Annotated in this window: 17 protein-coding genes; 12 read left to right on the plus strand and 5 right to left on the minus strand. The window is 68.2% G+C overall.

All coding sequences use genetic code 11. The features are described 5' to 3' along the window. The 5 genes from IB269_RS19210 to IB269_RS19230 are packed head-to-tail and all read left to right on the plus strand — an operon-like array spanning position 1 to position 5,254. Positions 1-1,581: an MBOAT family O-acyltransferase gene (locus IB269_RS19210; RefSeq protein WP_063326551.1), complete on the plus strand. Its 1,581-nt coding sequence runs from the start codon at positions 1-3 to the stop codon at positions 1,579-1,581. A gap of 21 nt (positions 1,582-1,602) precedes the next feature. After that, a complete protein-coding gene (locus IB269_RS19215; protein WP_012204786.1) occupies positions 1,603-1,842 on the plus strand; it encodes an acyl carrier protein in 240 nt (79 codons plus the stop codon). 57 nt (positions 1,843-1,899) lie between these two features. Further along, positions 1,900-3,384 (plus strand): AMP-binding protein, encoded by a 1,485-nt coding sequence (locus tag IB269_RS19220; protein ID WP_012204785.1) that lies wholly within the window; start codon positions 1,900-1,902, stop codon positions 3,382-3,384. Beyond that, complete coding sequence (locus IB269_RS19225; RefSeq protein WP_063326553.1) at positions 3,381-4,082, plus strand: alginate O-acetyltransferase AlgF; 702 nt, start codon at positions 3,381-3,383, stop codon at positions 4,080-4,082. The genes IB269_RS19220 and IB269_RS19225 overlap by 4 nt, the downstream gene beginning before the upstream one ends. Before the next feature lie 26 nt (positions 4,083-4,108). Further along, entirely contained in the window at positions 4,109-5,254 is a 1,146-nt protein-coding gene (locus IB269_RS19230) for an acyl-CoA dehydrogenase family protein (RefSeq protein ID WP_013803080.1), read from the plus strand. Between the two features lie 17 nt (positions 5,255-5,271). Here IB269_RS19230 and IB269_RS19235 read toward each other — a convergent pair whose 3' ends face one another. The 4 genes from IB269_RS19235 to iolD all read right to left on the minus strand — a co-directional run bounded on the left by IB269_RS19235 (position 5,272) and on the right by iolD (position 10,408). Continuing rightward, positions 5,272-6,246, minus strand: a complete 975-nt coding sequence (locus IB269_RS19235) for a DUF4434 domain-containing protein (RefSeq protein WP_097202764.1) — start codon at positions 6,244-6,246, stop codon at positions 5,272-5,274. A 136-nt stretch (positions 6,247-6,382) separates the two neighbouring features. Beyond that, positions 6,383-7,480 carry a porin gene (locus IB269_RS19240; protein WP_192368002.1) on the minus strand — a complete coding sequence of 366 codons (1,098 nt, stop codon included), beginning with the start codon at positions 7,478-7,480 and terminating at the stop codon, positions 6,383-6,385. A gap of 44 nt (positions 7,481-7,524) precedes the next feature. Continuing rightward, positions 7,525-8,451, minus strand: a complete 927-nt coding sequence (gene iolE / locus IB269_RS19245; RefSeq protein WP_192368003.1) for a myo-inosose-2 dehydratase — start codon at positions 8,449-8,451, stop codon at positions 7,525-7,527. Positions 8,452-8,524: 73 nt separating this feature from the next. Then, positions 8,525-10,408 (minus strand): 3D-(3,5/4)-trihydroxycyclohexane-1,2-dione acylhydrolase (decyclizing), encoded by a 1,884-nt coding sequence (iolD, locus tag IB269_RS19250; RefSeq protein WP_192368203.1) that lies wholly within the window; start codon positions 10,406-10,408, stop codon positions 8,525-8,527. Between the two features lie 266 nt (positions 10,409-10,674). Between iolD and IB269_RS19255 the strand changes: the two genes are divergently transcribed. From IB269_RS19255 to IB269_RS19285, 7 genes are read left to right on the plus strand one after another with little or no spacing between them, the layout of a single operon-like run. Then, positions 10,675-11,652 carry a sugar ABC transporter substrate-binding protein gene (locus IB269_RS19255; RefSeq protein WP_192368004.1) on the plus strand — a complete coding sequence of 326 codons (978 nt, stop codon included), beginning with the start codon at positions 10,675-10,677 and terminating at the stop codon, positions 11,650-11,652. 3 nt (positions 11,653-11,655) lie between these two features. Then, entirely contained in the window at positions 11,656-13,221 is a 1,566-nt protein-coding gene (locus IB269_RS19260) for a sugar ABC transporter ATP-binding protein (protein WP_192368005.1), read from the plus strand. Between the two features lie 28 nt (positions 13,222-13,249). After that, positions 13,250-14,299: an ABC transporter permease gene (locus IB269_RS19265; RefSeq protein ID WP_097202768.1), complete on the plus strand. Its 1,050-nt coding sequence runs from the start codon at positions 13,250-13,252 to the stop codon at positions 14,297-14,299. A gap of 24 nt (positions 14,300-14,323) precedes the next feature. Then, on the plus strand, positions 14,324-15,247 hold the full coding sequence (locus IB269_RS19270; RefSeq protein ID WP_192368006.1) for a sugar phosphate isomerase/epimerase family protein: 924 nt from the start codon (positions 14,324-14,326) through the stop codon (positions 15,245-15,247). A 9-nt stretch (positions 15,248-15,256) separates the two neighbouring features. After that, entirely contained in the window at positions 15,257-16,078 is an 822-nt protein-coding gene (locus IB269_RS19275) for a TIM barrel protein (RefSeq protein WP_192368007.1), read from the plus strand. 15 nt (positions 16,079-16,093) lie between these two features. Further along, positions 16,094-17,107 (plus strand): Gfo/Idh/MocA family protein, encoded by a 1,014-nt coding sequence (locus IB269_RS19280; RefSeq protein WP_192368008.1) that lies wholly within the window; start codon positions 16,094-16,096, stop codon positions 17,105-17,107. A gap of 11 nt (positions 17,108-17,118) precedes the next feature. Continuing rightward, on the plus strand, positions 17,119-18,291 hold the full coding sequence (locus tag IB269_RS19285; RefSeq protein WP_192368009.1) for a Gfo/Idh/MocA family protein: 1,173 nt from the start codon (positions 17,119-17,121) through the stop codon (positions 18,289-18,291). Between the two features lie 88 nt (positions 18,292-18,379). On the opposite strand, the gene IB269_RS19290 is transcribed toward IB269_RS19285, so the two are convergent. After that, a complete protein-coding gene (locus tag IB269_RS19290) occupies positions 18,380-19,708 on the minus strand; it encodes a dicarboxylate/amino acid:cation symporter (RefSeq protein WP_012204771.1) in 1,329 nt (442 codons plus the stop codon). Positions 19,709-19,781: the final 73 nt, after the last annotated feature.

Genomic DNA, 19,781 nt, shown 5'->3' on the forward strand with positions numbered 1-19,781 from the left:
ATGCTGTTCAATTCCTATCTTTTCCTGCTGCTGTTCCTGCCCATCGCGCTGGCGGGCCACTACCTGGCCGGGGCCATCAGCCTGCGGCTGGCCGCGTTCTGGCTGTGCCTGACGTCCTTTGTCTTCTACGGCTGGTGGAACCCGCAGTTCGTCGCCCTGCTGGCGCTGTCCATCGCCTTCAACTACGTGGTGAGCCTGCTGATCCTGCGCTTTGCGGGCCGCGCGCGGCTGCAGGGGCTGGTCACCGCCCTGGGCGTGGGCGCCGACCTGGCGGCGCTGTTCCACTACAAGTACTTCGCCACCCTGTTCAACTTCCTGGGCGAATGGGGGCTGACGCAGGGCGGCATGCACGAGCTGATCCTGCCCCTGGGCATCTCGTTCTTCACCTTCACCCAGATCGGCTACCTGCTGGACTGCCGCTCGGGCATCGTCAAGGAACGCAGCCTGCTCAGCTACGTGCTGTTCGTGACCTTCTTCCCGCACCTGATCGCGGGGCCTATCCTGCACCACAAGGAAATGATGCCGCAGTTCGCGCAGCCGGATAACTACCGGTTCCGCGCGGACAACCTGTCCATCGGCGGCACGCTGTTCGTGATCGGCCTGGCCAAGAAGGTGCTGCTGGCCGACGAGATCGCGCCCTATGCAGACGCGGGATTCGCCGCGCCCGGGGACCTGCAGTTCTGGGCCGCCTGGGGCGCCAGCCTCAGCTACGCGCTGCAGCTGTACTTCGACTTCTCGGGCTATTCGGACATGGCGCTGGGCCTGGCGCGCATGTTCGGCATCCGTTTCCCGCTGAACTTCAACTCGCCCTACAAGGCCGGCAGCATCATCGACTTCTGGGCACGCTGGCACATGACGCTGACGCGCTACCTCACGGCCTACCTGTACTACCCCGTGGCCATGGCCATCTCGCGCGCACGCGAAAAGCGCGGCCTGTCCGTGGGCTCCAGCGCCGCGCGCACGCCCGGCGGCTTTGCGGCCACCATCGTCGTGCCCACGCTGTTCACCATGGGGCTGGCGGGCATCTGGCACGGCGCCGGCCTGCAGTACGTGATCTTCGGCCTGCTGCATGCCTTCTACCTGTCGGTCAACCATGCCTGGCGCATCTTCGTGGTCAGCCGCAAGCCGGCCGCCGCACGCAAGTCGGGCCGGGGCGTGCAGGCGCTGTGCGTTGTCATCACCTTCATCGCCGTGCTCATCGCCCAGACCTTCTTCCGCGCCCATGGCGTGGGCGACGCCATGCTGCTGCTCAAGGGCATGGCCGGCCTGCGCGGCGTGGAGGCGCTGGAGTCGCTGTCGCACGTCCAGGGCCTGGCACTGGGCGATGCCATCCGCCTGGCCATAGGCCACCACATGCAGCTGGCCCTGGTCCTGCTGCTGCTGGCCATTGCCTGGTTCACGCCCAATGCCCACCAGATCCTGGGCCGCTTCTCGCCCGCCATGTTCAAGGTGCAGGAAGCGCCCCGCGCCTGGATGCGCTGGCGCCCCAGCGCAGGCTGGACGGCCGTGACCCTGGTCCTGCTCTTCCTGTGCCTGGTCAACCTGCACAAGGAAACCCGCTTCCTGTATTTCCAGTTCTGAAACACCTGTTGGAGAGAAACCATGTCCCTGAATGACATCGAAACCAAGATTGCCCAGATCATCGGCGCCATCATCCTGACCTCGGTCGAGCCCGATACGCTGCTGCTCGAATCGGGCCTGGTGGACTCGCTGTCCGCCGTGGACGTGGCACTGGCCATCGAAAAGGAATTCGGCGTCAAGATACCGCCATCGGAGATCGACCTGCACCTGGAATCCGTGCACACGCTGGCGCAGTACGTGGCCGAGCAGCGCAAGGCCTGATGCAGCGCCTGCACGCCGCCGCCCTGTCCCTTTGTCCCTGCGCAACAAGGAGCCCGCATGCGATTCAGTTTTGACCGCTTCGACTTCACCGAGCCCGGCGCCGACACCGCGCGGCCCGCCGTGATCGATGCCGCCGGCACGCTGGACTGGCAGCAACTGGCCCAGGCCGTGGCGCAATGGGAGCAGCAGGCGCTGGCGCGCGGCGCGCGGCGCGACGAGCCGCTGCTGATCACGGGGCACAAGGAGACCGCGTTCCTCGTGGCCATCCTCGGCTGCCTGCGCCTGGGCGTGCCCTTCGTGCCGGTGGACGTGATCAACCCGCCCGAGCGCATGGCGCGCATCGCCACGCTGGTGCAGGCCGGCCTGCACTACGACGCGCAGGCCCGCAGCTTCCTGGACACCGGCATCGCCGCGCAGCCGCTGCAGGAAAAATCGCTGGCCTACATCATGTTCACCTCGGGCAGCACGGGCGATCCCAAGGGCGTGCAGATCGGGCGCGAGAGCCTGGGCCTGTTCGCCGGCTGGATACGCGACTGCCTGGCCCTGGGCGAGGCGCCGGTCTTCATGGACCAGATGCTGTTCAGCTTCGACTTTTCGCTGTTCAACTGGATGGGCGCCCTGGTCACGGGCGGCGCCTGCGTGCTGTGCGCGCGCGAGACCATTGCCGACCGCCAGGCCTTTGCCGCCTACCTGGCGGGCACCCATGTGAATGTCTGGGCGTCCACGCCCTCCTTCGTGCGCCAGCAGCTGCTGGATGCCGACTTCGACCAGCAGCACCTGCCCGACCTGCGCGTCTTCGTCTTCGGCGCCGAATCGCTCACGCCCACCGTGGCCGAGGCGCTGTGGAGCCGCTTTCCCCAGGCGCGCATCATCAACTCCTACGGCCCCACCGAGGCCACCTGCTCCACCACCTGGGTGGAGATCGACCCCGCGCTGCGCCAGCGCGCGCCGCTGCCCTTTCCCATTGGCCGGGCCAAGCCCTATGCCGATGTGTTCCTGGACGAAGGCGAGATCTGCGTGGCCGGCGACCACGTGATGCGCGGCTACCTGAACCGCCCCGACCTGCACGCCACACGCATGTTCATGCGCAACGGCAAGCGCGGCTACCGCACGGGCGACCTGGGCGAGATCGACGGCGAGGGCCTGGTCACCTTCCACGGCCGGCGCGACGACCAGATCAAGATGCACGGCTACCGCATCGAGCTGGCCGAGGTCGATGCCGTGCTGGCCACCCTGCCCGGCGTGCGCGCAGGCGCGGCGGTGGCACTCAAGCGACCCGATGGCTTCATCGTGCGCATGATCGGCTTCGTGGACCTGGACCGCAGCGGCCCGCCCGGCATGCAGCCCCTGCCCGAAGACCTGGCCGGATGGCGCGAACTGCTGGCCCAGCGCGTGCCGCCCTACATGATTCCGTCGGAACTGCTGGCCTGCCACGGCTTCCCGCTGACGCAGACTGACAAGGCCGACCGCAAGCAACTGGAGCGCATGTACCTTGATGCACGCATGCGCCCCGCCAAGGAAACCAAGGACCCGCAGGCATGACCTCCGCTTTTTCCCCCGTGATGCGTACCGTCGCGCTCGCCCTGGCCGGCCTGGCCGGGCTCTCCTGCCTGCCCGCCGCGCATGCCGAAGGCACGCTGGCCCAGCTCTATGCGGCGCGCCCGCCCGCAGGCTCGTCCTTCGTGCGCGTGGTCCACCCCGACGCGGGCAGCCTGCGCGTGAAGATCGGCGACGGCCCCGAGCAGACGCTGTCCGGCAGCAAGCCGGCCAGCAGCTACGCCATCGTCAAGGGCGACACGCCCTTCGCCATTCAGCTGGACGGCAAAAGCGCCGGCAGCATGAAGGTGGCGCCGGGCAGCTTCACCACCCTGGTGCCGCAGCGCCAGGGCAAGAACGCGGCCGCGCGCTTCACGTCCATCGACGACTCCGGCGGAAGCCAGGACGCGCTCAAGGCCGAGCTGCGCTTCTACAACCTGATCGACGATTGCACCGAAGGCGGGCTCAAGATCGCCGGGACGGGCACGCCGCTGTTCACGGGCGTGGCGCCCGCCAGGTCGGCCAGCCGCTCCATCAACCCGGTCAGTGCCCAGCTCGCCGCCACCTGCGCCACTGCGGCCAGCGCGCCGCTGGCGCTGCCCCAGCTGCAGCCGGGCGACCACTACAGCCTGTTCATGACGGGTACGGCCGCCGCACCCGTGCTGCGCGGCCAGGCCAGCGCCACCGACACCTATCGTCCCTGACCCAGCCCAAGGAGACCGACACAGACATGCGCACCCGCTCCGTATTGCGTGAAGACCACCTGCTGTTCAAGGAACAGGTGGACCGATTCGTGGCCACCGAGATCCTGCCCCACATCAATGACTGGGAGGCCGAGGGCATCACGCCGCGCGCCCTGTGGCGCAAGGCGGGCGACAGCGGCCTGCTCAACTGCGACCTGCCCCCGCCCTACGGCCAGGGCGGCGACTTCGGCCACGCGGCCGTGGTCATCGAGGCGCTGGCGCGCGCCAACTGCCTGGGCATCGGCTTTTCCATCCATTCCGACATGGTGGCCCCCTATCTCTGGAACTTCGGCACGCAGGTGCAGAAGGACCGCTGGCTGCCGCGCATGGCCACGGGCGAGCTGATCGGTGCCATCGCCCTGACCGAGCCCGGCGCGGGCAGCGACCTCAAGGCCGTGCGCACGCGCGCCCGCCGCAAGAGCGAGAGTGAGGGCGGCGGCTACGTGCTCAACGGCCAGAAAACCTTCATCACCAACGGCGTCAACGCCGGCCTGATGGTGGTACTGGCCAGCACCGAGCCCGACCTGGGCGCGCGCGGCCTGTCGCTGTTCGTGGTGGAAGAAGGCATGAAGGGCCTGGGCAAGGGACCGGCGCTGCGCAAGATAGGCCAGCACAGCCAGGACACCTGCGAGCTGTTCTTCGACGAACTGCACCTGCCGGCCGACCACCTGCTGGGCCGCGAAAACGCCGCCTTCGAGCATGTGACGCAGGAGCTGGCGCAGGAGCGGCTGGCGATCGCGCTGCGTGCGGCAGCCTCCACCGAAGGCATGCTGGACGAGGCCGCCGAGTTCGTGCGCAACCGCAAGGTCTTCGGGCGCCGCGTGCTCGACTACCAGAACACCCGCTTCAAGTTCGCCGACGCGCTGGCCAAGACCACCATGCTGCGCGTCTTCCTGGACGACTGCCTGGCCCAGCACATGGAAGGCTCACTGGACTCCGTCACCGCCGCCATGGCCAAGCTCAACGCCACCGAGCTGCAGGGCCAGGTGCTGGACGAGCTGCTGCAACTGCACGGCGGCTACGGCTACATGGCCGAATACGGCATTGGCCGCGCCTGGGCCGATGCACGGGCGCTGCGCATCTTCGGCGGAAGCAGCGAAATCCTCAGAGAGATCATCGGCAAGCGCTTCTGACCCGGCAGCCACCGCGCTCAGCGGGCGGCGGCCTTCCACTCGCGCAGCAGTTGCCGGGCCTCTGGCGTGTCGTTCAGCACCCAGGGGTCGATGGCGAAGGCGACGACGCGCTGGGCGCCGTAGTCGCGGGCCACGTCCCACTGGCGGCGCACGCGCTCGAAACTGGCCGTGCGCGCCTGGAAGTCCGAGCCATCGGGCCGCGTGGGCGGCAGTTGCTCGAACAGTTCCACGATGAGATCGAACGGCGCCCTGCGCTCCAGCAGCATCTGCTGCAGCGGTGCCAGCGCCTCGTAGTTGCGCAGTCCCGCCACGCCCACGCCGTCCTGCACCATGGGGCGCAGGGACACGCGGTCCAGCAGGATGCTCCACAGCGTGGGCAGGCTGCCCAGCGTCTGCAGCTGGCTGAAATAGGTGGAGATGCCGGGCACCTGGCCGGACGTGGCCGCTGCCGCCTGCGCCAGTGGCTGCAGTGCGCTCAACAGCAGCTCGATGCGCTCGGGCGCGGCCCAGTGGTATTGCTCCAGCTCGTAGGGGATGTACCAGCCGCGAAACGCCGCATGGCGCGGCCAGGTGCTGGCGTACATGTGGCTGGCGCCCTGCTCGGCAATATGCGCCAGATAGGGCGCGGGGCCTGCGGCGTTGGAAAGGCTGATCTGCTTCCACCAGCGCTCGTCATAGGGCAGGCCCAGGTGCACGCCCATGCCCAGTTCGGTGCAGATGTCCAGCAGGTCGGCGATCTGCGCGTCGGCCAGCATCCAGCTGTCCGCCTCGGAATCGCCCAGCAGGCCGCTCCATTGCACGAACAGCTCCCGGCAGCCCAGCGCCTGGGTGGCGGCCAGGCGCTGGCGCCATTGGTCGCGCGGCATCTCCAGATGGCTGCGCCACGGCTGCAGAAAGCTGCCCGACACGGGCGCCGAGGCCGCGCAACCGACCAGCGAGGCACAGGCGGCGGCCGCGCCGGCGCCGAGGAATTCGCGTCTGGACAAATGCATGGTGGGAACGGCCGCAAGGCTGCGTGAAGCGAAGCACCAAGAATACAGCCAAGCGGCGCGGCAGCCGCCCCGCAAGAGCCGGCCCACCCGGACTTGACCCGGCCGGGCCGAGGGTTGATGCGCGGCGAAGGCGGCTTCAGAACGAGTGCACGATGCCCGTGTAGACGCCCTGCTGGCCCGAACCAGGCACCGGCTTGCCGCTGTTGGCCTCCACCGAGAACGAGGCTCCGCCGCCGTTGGAGACGGCGCCCACCGTGCCATACAGCATGGTGCGCCGGGAAAGATGGTAGTTGGCCCCCAGGCTCACCAGGCTGGCGCCGCCGCCACTGCGGTTGGCGCGGTAGGCGCCGCCCACCAGCACCAGGGCCGGCGTGGCCTGGTAGTTGGCGCCCATCCAGTAGGTCTGCTGCCTGCGGGCGCCTGCCGGGTTGTCGGCGTCGGCCACCGTCAGCGCACCTGACCGGATCTGGCTGTAGCCCGTGAACAGCTTCAGGCCGCCCACGCGGTAGGTTGCGCCCACCGTATACAGGCGCGATGCCGTGTAGAGCGAGGCGAACGCGCCGTTGCCGTCACGGATTTCCTCGTAGAAGGCCTTGAGCACCAGCGGCCCCTGCTCATAGCCCACGCTGGCGGCGACCTGGCGCCCGGCCCGGGAACGGCCCGCCTCTCCGTTCAGCCCCAGCTGGGTGCGAAACGAGAGCCCGCTCCAGGCCGGCGACTGGTAGCTGATGGCATTGGGGCGCGCCCCCCAGGTCCGGTTGCCCTGCAGCGTGCCCGCGCCCATGGCCTGCAAGCCCATGGGGTCCAGCGCCCAGACCTCGCCATCCGGAATGCCCATGGCCCGGCCCAGCAGCAGCGTGCCGTACGTTTGGCTGCGCAGGCCGACCACCGCATAGCGGCTGAAGAAGCTGTCGCCCACCGTGCCGTCGTCGGCGGAGAACTGGCTTTCGAGATGGAAGACAGCGCTCAGGCCGCCACCCAGGTCCTCGGCCCCGCGCAGCCCCCACCAGGTTGCGCCCCATTGCCCGGCGTGCCGGAGTTGATCGGAAGACCGGCCCGGCCCCTCGGCAATGCGGTTCATGTAGTCGACACCGCTGACGATGCGCCCGTACAGCGTGACGCTGCCTTGCGCCGTGGCCAGACTGGCTGCGCCGGCCAGCGCCGCAGCGCACAGGCAAGGCACGGTGGCCCGGGCCGCAGGGCCCTGCAGGGCGTGGTGGATTGCAGATGTCATGACGGTGTCCTCCCTTGGTTTTCATGCGTCGATGTCGGATGGCCTCAGGCGCCCAGCCGGTCCACGAGCGCGCGCAGCGTCTCGTAGCCCTTTTTCGCGTATGCGTAGCCGGGCGCGATGGCGGGGTCCTGCTCGGCCTCGACCACAAGCCAGCCCTGGTAGCCGGCATCCCTGAGCGTGCGCAGCACCGCCTCGAAGTCGAGCGCGCCGTCGCCCGGCACCGTGAAGATGCCGTTGACCACGCCCTGCAGAAAGCTCCAGTCGCCCTGGCGTGCCTGGGCAATCACCTGGGGACGCACATCCTTGCAATGCACATGCGCCACGCGCGCCACATGTTTTTTCAGCAGCGCCGCCGGATCGGCCGCCCCGCCGTAGTAGGCATGGCCGGTATCGAACAGCAGGAAGACCTTGCGCGGATCGGTCAGCGCCATCAGGCGGTCCACATCCTGCGGAGATTCCACATGGGCGCCCATGTGGTGGTGATAGGCCAGCCGGATGCCGTAACACTCCAGCAGGTGCGCGCCAAAGGCATCCAGCCGCCACGCATAGCGCTGCCAGGCCGCATCGTCGGCAAAGCGCGGGCGCCGGGACACAGGCGTGCCGATCTGCCCCTGGACCGTGCCCGCGCATTCGCCATAGACCACCACGTCGACGCCGTTGTGGCGCAGCCTTTCCATGTGGGGCTTGCAGCGCTCGGCCTCGGCGGCAATCGCCTGTGCATCGCTGCCCGCATCGGCCTGCGCCAGAAAGCCCGAGTACCAGCCGGAGACGCAGGCCAGCCCGTACGCGTCAAGCCTGGCCTTGAGCGCGGGGCCGGTTTTCGGAAACTTGTTGCCCAGCTCGAAGCCCGCGTAGCCGATCTCGGCGCCCTCCTTCAGTGCCGTGTCCAGCGGCGTATCGCCACCCAGCGATGGCAGGTCGTCGTTCATCCAGGACAGGGGATTGATACCGATGCGTACCTTCCAGGTCATGCGAGTCCTCCTTGGTGCAGATGGGCAGATGGGCAGATGGGCAGAAGTCGGACGGGTCGACGGTGGCGCGGCATCAGCGCCGCTGGCCTGCCTTGTGGTGCAGGTACTCGCGCCGCGCGCCCTGAACCTCGGGCCGGGCCGAGACTTCGGGCACGGCGACATCCCACCAGGCGCCGCCATCGGCCGTGGTGCGGTGGTGGGTGGTGTCTATCACCAGCACCTGGCTGCGGCGGGACGCCCGCGCACGCAGCATTTCGCGGCGCAGTTCCTGCACACCGCCCACGTGGACGGCCTCGGCCCCCATGGCGGCGGCGTGGCGGGCGAAATCGATGGACGAGCGCTCGCCGCCCTCGGGCACGCAGTCGTCGAGCATGTTGTTGAAGCTGGCGCCGCCGCAGCGGATCTGCAGCCGCTCTATGCAGCCGTAGCCACGGTTGTCCAGCACCACGACGATGATCTTGCGGCCCAGCAGGACCGAGGTGGCCAGCTCGGCGTTGAGCATCATGTAGGAGCCATCGCCAACGAGCACGATGACCTCGCGCTCGGGCCGCGCCAGCTTCACGCCCAGGCCGCCCGCTATCTCGTAGCCCATGCAGGAATACGCATAGTCCACGTGGTAATTGCCCGGCAGGCCGCTGCGCCACAGCTTGTGCAGCTCGGCCGGCAGCGTGCCGGCCGCACAGACCACGATGTCGCTGCAGGCGCTGTCCAGCCCGGCGTCGGCGGCCGATTCGCGCACGGCGCCTATCACCTCGGCGTCATAGGGCAGCTCGCCCTTGGGCACGTGCAAAGTCAGCGCCGCCACACGCTCTGCCCAGGCTGCGGCCCGGGCGCGGCTGTCGGCCGTCCACTGCGGATCGGCGCGCCAGCCGGCCAATCCCGCGCCAAGCTGGGCCAGGCCGACACGCGCATCGGCCACCAGCGGCTGGCCGCGTTTCCTGGCGGCATCCAGGGGCTGCACGTTCAGGGCCAGCACCCTGGCATGGCCGTACAACGCATGCGAGCCGCTGGTGAAATCCTGCTGCCGCGTGCCGACGACCAGCAGCACATCGCATTGCCGGGCCGCGTGGTTGGCGGCGGGCGAGCCCGTGACGCCCATGGCGCCCAGGTTGAGCGGGTGGTCCCAGGCCAGGCTGCCCTTGCCGGCCTGCGACTCGGCCACCGGCACGCCATGCGTTTCGGCAAAAACGCGCAAGGCCTCCCAGGCATGGCTGTACAGCACGCCGCCGCCCGCCACGATCAGCGGCCTTTTGGCGGAGGCCAGCAAGGCCACGGCCTCCGCCAGCCCGGCAGCGTCGGCCGGCTGGCGGCGCAGGCGGATCAGCGGCGGGTGGAAGAAATCCATGGGCCAGTCGAAGGCCTGGGTCTGCACATCCTGCGGCAGCGCAAGGCAGACGGGGCCGCACTGGGCCGGGTCGGTCATGACCTGGATGGCACGCGGCAAGGCCAGCAGCAATTGCTCGGGCTGCATGATGCGGTCGAAGTAGCGCGTGACCGGGCGCAAACAGTCATTGGCGCTCAGATCGCCCTGCTCGAAGCTCTCCACCTGCTGCAGAACGGGATCGGGCAGGCGCGAGGCAAAGATGTCCCCGGGCAGCAGCAACAGCGGCAGCCGCGCCACATGCGCCAGCGCAGCCGGGGTCACCAGGTTGGTGGCGCCGGGCCCGATGCTCGATGTCACGGCCATCATGCGCTGGCGAAAGTGCGCCTTGGCAAAGGCCACGGCCGCATGGGCCATGCCCTGCTCGCTGTGTGCGCGCAGCGTGGGCAGCCGCTGCCGTTCGGCATGCAGGGCCTCGCCCAGCCCGGCCACGTTGCCATGTCCGAAGATGGCGAACACCCCTGCGCAATAGGGCTGGACGGCCGTGCCGCCATCGGGCTGCATGACCTCGGCCTGCAGGGCGGCCAGGTAGCGGACCAGCGCCTGGCTGACGGTCAATCTCACGGTGCCGGTCACGGTGCCTGTCATCTCTTGTCTTGCCTTTCCATGGCCATTGCTCAGAGGCTGTCCGCAGGCAGTGCTTGGCCAGCGTCCAGAACATGGAAAAAGATTAAAACTATTAGAAATTTTTTTCCTTAGGTGTATTCACTTAGAAATTAATTTCCAAAAATTAGAGGGACAGAACTACATTTCTCCTCAGGGTCCGGGGCAATCCGGTGTTTGGCGAGTCAAGGCGGGATGTGAACGCGCCCCGCTGCCGCTCAAGGACAAGGAGACGAGGGATGAGGAAAAACCACCTGCTGGCGGCCATTGCCGCCGCCTTTCTGGCAGCACTGCCCGTGCATTCCCAGGCTCAGACGCAGAAGCAGACACAGGCGCAAGCCCACGCGCAGCCCCTCAGGATCGGCGTGGCGATGGCGCTCTTCGACGACACCGGCCTGACCATCCTGCGCAACGGCATCGTGGACGCGGCCAAAAAACATGGGGCCGAGCTGCAGATCGAGGACGCCAGCAACGATGTGGGCAAGCAGCTGAGCCAGATCCAGAACATGATTGCCCAGCGGGCCGACGCCATCATCGTCAACCCGGTGGACACCGACGCCACGCCCAGAATCACCCGCATGGTGAGCGACGCCGGGATTGCGCTGGTCTACGTGAACCGCCAGCCCGTCGATTTCGACAAGCTGCCCGCAGGCACCGCCGTGGTGGCCTCCGACGAAAAACTCTCGGGCACGCTGCAGGCCCGCCAGGTCTGCAAGCTGCTGGAGGGCCGCGGCAACATCCTGGTGCTGATGGGGGAGCTCTCCAACGAATCGGCGCGCACCCGCACCCGCGACATCGAGGAAGTGGCGGCCACGCCCGAATGCGCGGACATGAAGATCCTCGACAAGCGCGAGGGCAAGTGGAGCCGCACGCAGGGCCAGGACATCACCATGAACTGGCTGAGCTCGGGCATGAAGTTCGACGCCATCCTCGCCAACAACGACGAGATGGCGATTGGCGCCATCAACGCGCTGAAGGCGGCCCGCAAGTGGAGGCCCAACACCATCGTGGCCGGCATAGACGCCACGCCCGACGGGCTTTCGTCCATGAAGAACGGCGACCTCAAGGTCTCCGTCTTCCAGAACCTGGCCGGACAGGGCGCCAAGGCGGTCGATGCCGCCCTACGCCTGGCCGGCAAACAGCCCGTGGAGCGCTTCGTGAACGTGCCCTTCGAGCTGGTGACGCCCGAGAACATGGGCCAGTACGCCAGGCCCTGAGCCATGTCCGCATCCCCTGTGCACGGGCCGGACCGCGGCCCACCCGCGCCAGCCGCACCGCGCGCGCAACACGCGCCCCATGCCTGCAGCGACCTGCTGGAGGTGCGTGGGGTGGGCAAGTCGTTTCCGGGCGTCGTGGCGCTGGCCGATGTGCAGCTGCGCCTGCGCAGCGGCAGCGTGCATGCGCTGATGGGCGAGAACGGCGCCGGCAAATCCACCCTGATGAAGATCATTGCCGGCGTGCACGCGCCCGACACCGGCGAGATCCGCCTCAGGGGCCTGCCCGTCACGCTGCGCAGCCCGCTGGATGCGCTCAGGCAAGGCATCGCCATGATCCACCAGGAGCTGAACCTCATGCCCAGCATGACGGTGGCCGAGAACATCTGGATAGGCCGCGAGCCCGTCAACCGCTTGGGCCTGATCGACCACCGCCAGCTGCGCCAGCGCACCCATGCCCTGTTCGAGCGGCTGGCCATCGACATGGACCCCGACTCCGAGGTGCGCACGCTGAGCGTGGCAAGCCGCCAGATGGTGGAGATCGCCAAGGCCGTGTCCTTCGACTCCGAGGTGCTGATCATGGACGAGCCCACCTCCGCGCTCACCGACCGGGAGGTGGAGCATCTGTTTCGCATCATCGGCCACCTGCGCGGCCAGGGCAAAGGCATCGTCTACATCACGCACAAGATGAACGAGCTGTTCGAGATCTCCGACGAGTTCTCGGTGTTCCGCGACGGCAGGTACATAGGCACGCATGCATCGGCCGATGTCACGCGCGACGACATCATCCGCATGATGGTCGGGCGCGAGATCACCCAGATGTTCCCCAAGCAGGACGTGGCCCTGGGCGATGTGGTGCTCTCGGTGGACGGGCTGGGCGTCGAGGGCGTGTTCCATGGCCTGCGCTTCGAGCTGCGCGCCGGGGAGATCCTGGGCGTGGCCGGCCTGGTGGGCTCCGGGCGCTCCAATCTTGCCGAGGCGCTGTTCGGCGTCGTGCCCGCCACCTGCGGCGAGATCCGCATCGGCGGCGAGCCGGTGCGCATCACCTCGCCTGCCCAGGCCATGCGGCTGGGCATGGCCTTTCTCACCGAGGACCGCAAGGACACGGGCTGCTTCATGGGCCTGGACCTGCTGGCCAACATGGAGGTGGCGCTGCTGCACGAGCGCCATGTGCGCTGGGGTCTGGTCGCGCATGCCGCCGTGGCGCGCGAATGCGAGGACATGGCCCGCACGCTGCAGGTCCGGTCCCCCGGGCTGCACGAGGACATCCGCAACCTGTCGGGCGGCAACCAGCAAAAGGTGCTGATCGGCCGCTGGCTGCTGACGCGCCCGCGCATCCTCATCCTGGACGAGCCGACGCGCGGCATCGACGTGGGCGCCAAGGCCGAGATCCATCGCCTCGTGGGCGCGCTCGCGGCCCAGGGAACTGCCGTGCTGATGGTCTCCTCGGAAATGCCCGAGGTGCTGGGCATGAGCGACCGCATCCTGGTCATGCACGAGGGGCGCATGACCGGCATCGTCGAGCGCAGGGACGCCGACCAGGTGCGGATCATGGAACTGGCCTCCCGCTGAGCCCCGATACGCAACGGAGACACGCAAGATGAGCAATTCCCAGACGGTTTCGCAAGCCCAAACGCAAACGCAAACCCAAGCGCAGGCCCGGCCCGCCCGAAAGCAGCGCGCCCGGTGGCCGCCGGAGCTCAGCATCTTCCTCGTGCTGCTGGGCATCGCCCTGTTCTTCGAGGCGGCAGGCTGGCTCACCGTGGGCCAGAGCTTTCTGCTCAACGCCGAGCGGCTGCAGATCATCGTGCTGCAGATGGCGGTGGTCGGCATCATCGCCGTGGGCGTCAACCTGGTCATCATCACCAGCGGCATCGACCTGTCCTCCGGCTCCGTGGTGGCCGCCGCCGCCGTGGTGTCGGCCAGCCTGGCGCAGGTATCGGACTTTCCGCGCGCGGTGTTCCCCCAACTCACCGATCTGCCCGTGGTCTGGCCCGTGCTGGCCGGCATGTGCGTGGGCCTGATGGTCGGGCTGATCAATGGCTCGCTGATCGCCTTCACCGGCATCCCGCCCTTCATCGCCACGCTGGGCACCATGGTCGCGGCACGCGGCTTCGCCAAGTGGTTCACCAACGGCACGCCCGTCTCCATGCTGACGGACGAGTTCGCGGCGCTGGGCTCCGGCGCCCATCCGGTGCTCATCTTCCTGGTGCTTGCCGCCGTCTTCCACACCGTGCTGCGCCATACGCGCTTTGGCAAGTTCACCTACGCCATCGGCGCCAACCGCCAGGCTGCCGTGGTCTCGGGCATCAACGTGCGCCGGCATCTGGTCTGGGTCTACATGATTGCCGGCGTGCTCAGCGGCATCGCCGGCACGGTGACGGCGGCGCGGGCAATCTCCGGCCAGTCCGGCATGGGCGTCATGTACGAGCTCGATGCGATCGCCGCCGTCGTGATCGGCGGCACCTCGCTGGCGGGCGGCGTGGGCCGCATCACCGGCACGGTGATCGGCGTGCTGATCCTGGGCGTCATGACCTCGGGCTTCACCTTCATCCGCATCGACGCCTACTACCAGGAGATGGTCAAGGGCGCCATCATCGTCGCGGCCGTGGTCGCAGACCAGTACCGCAACAAGAAGGCGCGGCGCTGACGGCGCGCCCTGCAGGGAGGCATCATGAAAATCGCCCTCGATCCCTACATGATCCGGCACGAGTGCCTGGACCGCCTGCCGCACGCCGTGGCCGAGCTGGGCTATGACCAGATCGAACTGTCGCCGCGCAGCGACTTCCTGGACTGGTGGGTGATGCCGCGCGCCACCAAGGAGCGCATGGCCGCATTCCGCCAGGCGATGCGCGCCAGCGGCGTGGCGCTGGCATCGCTGCAGCCCATGTACCGCTGGGCCAGCCCGTTCGAGGACGAACGGCAATGGGCCATGCGCTGCTGGAGAAAGGCCATCGAAGTCGCCGTGGAGATGGACTGCGCGCTGATGGTGTCCGAGTTCGGCCGAGGCGCATCGCCCGAGCGCTCGGTGAACGGTCCTGCCGGCGCGAATCCGAAAGAGATGTGCGAGGCCGCCTGGTTCCGCTCCATGGACGAGCTGCTGCCCATCCTGGAGCGCGAAGGCATCACGCTGTCCGTGGAGCCGCATCCGGAGGACTGGATAGAGCAGCTGCAGCCGGCCATGGACATCGTGAGGAACATGGGCTCGAAGGCGCTGCGGCTGTCCTATATCGCCCCGCACACCTTCCACTACGGCGACGACATGGCCGCCATGCTGCGCGAGGCGGCACCGCTGCTGGCCCATGTGCGCGTGGCCGATACCTTCGACCACCGCAAGAGCAGCCAGTTGCGCTACATCGTCAACCCGCCGGGCTCGCACCACATCCGCGTGCACCAGCACCTGGACATGGGCCAGGGCGAGATCGACTGGGACCTGTTCTTCGGCACGCTGGGCGCAGCCGGCTTCGACGGCGTGCTGTCGTCCTGCGTGTTCGCCTGGGAGGAGCGGGCCGCCGAATCCAGCCGCTTCATGCGCCGGGAGATACAGCGCTACCTGAACAGGCATTTCTCCCCCGCCGCCCTGCCCCTTTCAGCCTGAGCTCTTGCCATGCACCAGCCCATCCACTTCGCCATCAACCGCATCAGCGCCTCTCGCATGCCGTTTGCCGACTACCTGGGCATGTGCCGGCGCCTGGGCGTGTCGGCCATCGAGATCCGCAACGATCTGCCCCACGCCGAGATGCGCGACGGCACGGCGCCCGCCGCGATCCGGGCTGCAGCGCAGCAGGCGGGCATCACCATCCTGTCAATCAACGCGCTGTATCCCTTCGACGTTTTCGACGCAGGCATCGAACGCAAGGCGCGCGAACTGGCTGCGTATGCGCGTGACTGCGGCGCGCAGGCCCTGGTCATGTGTCCGTTGAACGACCGGGCCGATGCGCGCACGCCCGGCGAACGGCGGCGCGACCTGGTGCAGGCGCTGCGGCAGTTGCGCCCCATCCTCGACGGCCACGGCATCCAGGGCCTGGTCGAGCCCCTGGGCTTTGCCGAGTGCGCACTGCGCCGCAAGTCCGATGCGGTGGCCGCCATCCATGAGGCCGCGGGCGAGCGCCATTTCAAGCTGGTGCACGACAGCTTCCACCACCACCTGGCGGGCGAAGACCTGTTCTTTCCCGAACAGACCGGGCTGGTGCATGTCTCGGGCGTCGAGGACCGCCAGCTGGAGAGCGGCCAGATGCGCGACGGCCATCGCGTGCTGGTCGGCGAAGGTGACCGCCTGGGCAACATCGCCCAGTTGCGCGCCCTGCTCGATCGCGGCTGCGGCGCCCCGGTCTCGTTCGAGCCGTTCGCGGAAGGGATCACGCAAGCGGCCGACAGCGAGGCTTTGCTGCGGCAAAGCATGGACTTCATCCGCCATTCATTGCTTTGACGAGGAGAGGACGACATGACATTGCAGATCGGAGTGATTGGCTGCGGGGCCATAGGCCAGGACCATATCCGCAGGATGTGCCAGACGCTGTCGGGCGCCCGGGTAGTGGCGGTGACGGACATCGATGCGCAGCAGGTGCGTGAGGTGATGGCCCGGCACGGCCCGGACATCGAGGCCTTTGACAGCGGCCCGGCGCTGATTGCCGCGCCGCAGGTGCAGGCGGTACTGGTCACGTCCTGGGGACCCACGCACGAGGAGCTGGTGCTGGCGGCCATCGCCCAGGGCAAGCCGGTGTTCTGCGAAAAGCCGCTGGCGGTCACCGCTGCCGGCTGCCTGCGCATCGTGCAGGCGGAGATGGCCCATGGGCAGCGGCTGGTGCAGGTCGGCTTCATGCGCCCCTACGACGCAGGCTACCGGGCATTGCGGCAGGTCATCGCCAGCGGCCAGATCGGTGCGCCGCTGATGGTGCACTGCGCGCACCGCAATCCCTGCGTGGCCGACGGCTACACCACCGGCATGGCCATCACCGATACGCTGATCCATGAGCTTGATGTGCTGCGCTGGCTGCTGGACGACGAATACGCCAGTGCCCAGGTGGTGTACCCGAAGAGAACGCGCCACGCCCTGCCCCATCTGGCCGACCCGCAGATCGTTCTGCTGGAGACCGTGGGCGGCATCCGCATCGATGTGGAGGTGTTCGTCAACTGCCGCTATGGCTACGACATCCAGTGCGAAGTGGTGGGCGAGACAGGCATTGCGCGCCTGCCCGACCCCGCAGCCGTCCCCCTGAAAAGCGCGGCCATGTACTCCATACCCATACTCACCGACTGGAAGCAGCGCTTCATGGCCGCCTATGACGTGGAGCTGCAGGCCTTCATCGACGGCGTGCGCGGCCAGCGGCTGACGGGTCCCTCGGCCTGGGACGGCCATGCCGCCGCCGTGGCCGCCGATGCCTGCGTGCTGGCCCAGTCCTCCGGCGCCGTAGAGCGCATGGCGGCGGCGCCCCGGCCCGCGTTCTACCAAAGCTGAAGGTGAACACCATGATCGACGCAACACCCATGCCCGGCCACCCGATTGCCTGGGCCATGGTCGGCGGGGGACAGGACAGCCAGATCGGCCCGGTGCACCGATCGGCGGCGCAGCGCGACCACGGCTTGCAGCTGGTGGCCGGTGCCTTCGACATCGACCCGGTGCGCGGCCGGCAGTTCGGCGAGCGGCTGGGCCTGGATGCGCAGCGCTGCTATGCCGACTACCGCGCCATGTTCGAGGCCGAGGCGCGCCGCCCGGACGGCATCCGCGCCGTGTCCATCGCCACGCCCAACAACACCCATTTCGAGATCTGCAGGGCCGCGCTGCTGGCGGGGCTGCACGTGGTCTGCGAAAAGCCGCTGTGCTTCACCACGGCCGAAGCTCTGCAGCTGCTGGAGCTGTCGCGTGCCAGCAGGCGGATCGTGGGCGTGGCCTACGGCTACGCGGGCCACCAGCTCATGGAGCAGGCGCGCGAGATGGTCGCGCAGGGCGAGCTGGGCGAGATCCGCATCGTGCAGATGCAGTTCTCGCACGGCTTTCACAGCGAGGCGGTGGAAGCCTCCAGCCCGGCCGCGCGCTGGCGCATGGACCCGGCCCATGCCGGCCCCAGCTATGTGCTGGGCGACCTCGGCACGCATCCGCTGTACCTCTCGCAGCTGGTGCTGCCCGGGCTGGAGATAGAGCGGCTGATGTGCTCGCGGCAGAGCTTCATCGGCAGCCGCGCCCCGCTGGAGGACAACGCACTCGCCCTCATGCAGTACCGGGGCGGCGCCATGGGCTATCTGTGGGCCTGCGCAGTCAACAGCGGCTCCATGCATGGGCAAAGGCTGCGTGTCATCGGCTCGAAGGCCAGCCTGGAATGGTGGGACGAGCATCCCAACCAGCTGCGCCACGAAATCCAGGGCCGGCCGGCCCAGGTGCTCGATCGCGGCATGGACTACCTGCATCCCGCTGCACGGCAGGAAGACCGCATCGGCGCCGGCCATGCCGAGGGCCTGTTCGAGGCCTGGGCCAACCTCTACCGCCGCTTCGCCCTGGCCATGCATGCCACGGACCGGGGCGACAGCCTGGCCCTGGGCAAGATCCGCTATCCGGACATCCAGGCGGGCGTCGAGGGAGTGCGCTGGGTGGAGAACTGCGTGCGTTCGGCCGACGCAGGCGGGGTGTGGATCGACTATCGCTGAGAGCGATGCGGGGCGCATCGCAAGCGAATGCGGCGGCCAAGGCCGCCGCATCGAGCAGGAGAGGGTTTGGTGCCCGGGGCCTGCGGACTCAGGCCTTGACGGCTGCGGCCTCGGCAGGCAGGGCCTGCACAGGCTCTCCATCCAGGGCGGCATTGAGCTTGCTGTAGTCCAGCTCGTTTTCCCAGCGCGAGACCACCACGGTGGCCACGGCGTTGCCCATGAAGTTGGTCAGCGAGCGGCACTCGCTCATGAAGCGGTCCACGCCCAGGATCAGGGCCATGCCGGCCACGGGCACTTCGGGCACCACGGCCAGCGTGGCGGCCAGGGTGATGAAGCCTGCGCCGGTCACGCCGGCAGCGCCCTTGGAGCTGAGCATGGCCACCAGCAGCAGCGCGATCTCATGGCCCAGGGTGAGGTGGGTGTTGGTGGCCTGGGCGATGAACAGTGCGGCCAGCGTCATGTAGATGTTGGTGCCGTCCAGGTTGAAGGAGTAGCCCGTGGGCACGACCAGGCCCACGACGGACTTGCCGCAGCCGGCGCGCTCCATCTTCTGCATCAGCGAAGGCAGGGCCGATTCCGAGGACGAGGTGCCCAGCACCAGCAGCAGTTCCGCCTTCAGGTAGCGCGCCAGCTTGAGCACCGAGAAGCCGCACAGCCGCGCCACGAAACCCAGCACCACCACCACGAAGAGCAGCGAGGTGATGTAGAACGAGCCCACCAGCCAGGCCAGGTTCACCAGCGAACCCAGGCCGAACTTGCCGATGGTGAAGGCGATGGCGCCGAAGGCTCCCAGCGGCGCAGCCTTCATCAGGATGCCGACCAGCTTGAACACGGGGGCCGTCAGCGCCTCCAGGAAGTTGAGCACGGGCTTGCCCGCATCACCGACCATGGCCAGCGAGATGCCGAACAGCACGGCCACGAACAGCACCTGCAGGATGTTGTCGCCCACGAAGGGGCTGACCAGCGTCTTGGGGATGATGTCCATGGCAAAGCCGGTGAGCGTCAGCTCGTGCGACTTGGCCACATAGCCCTTGACGGCGGCCTGGTCCAGGTCGGCCGGGTTGATGTTCATGCCCGCGCCCGGCTGCACCACGTGCGCCACCACCATGCCGACCACCAGGGCCAGCGTGGAGAAGAACAGGAAGTAGGCCATGGCCTTGAGGAACACGCGGCCGACGGTGCGCAGGTGCGTCATGCCCGCAATGCCGGTGACGATGGTCAGGAAGATCACCGGCGCGATGATCATCTTCACCAGCTTGATGAAGGCATCGCCCAGCGGCTTGAACTGCTCGGCGTACTGGGGCTCGAAGTGGCCGAGCAGCACGCCTGCCACGATGGCGACCACCACCTGGAAATACAGCTGGCGGTAGAAAGGCAGCCGCTCGGGGCTGGCGGCGTGGGTGGGGACGGCATGCATGGTGCGGCTCCGGCGGGACTGTGTGGGGGTGGACGCACCACCAAGGTGCGGCGAGGTCCAGGTTGTACCGCTG

It is taken from the genome of Delftia sp. DLF01 (assembly GCF_014852125.1).
Lineage (GTDB): Bacteria > Pseudomonadota > Gammaproteobacteria > Burkholderiales > Burkholderiaceae_C > Comamonas > Comamonas acidovorans.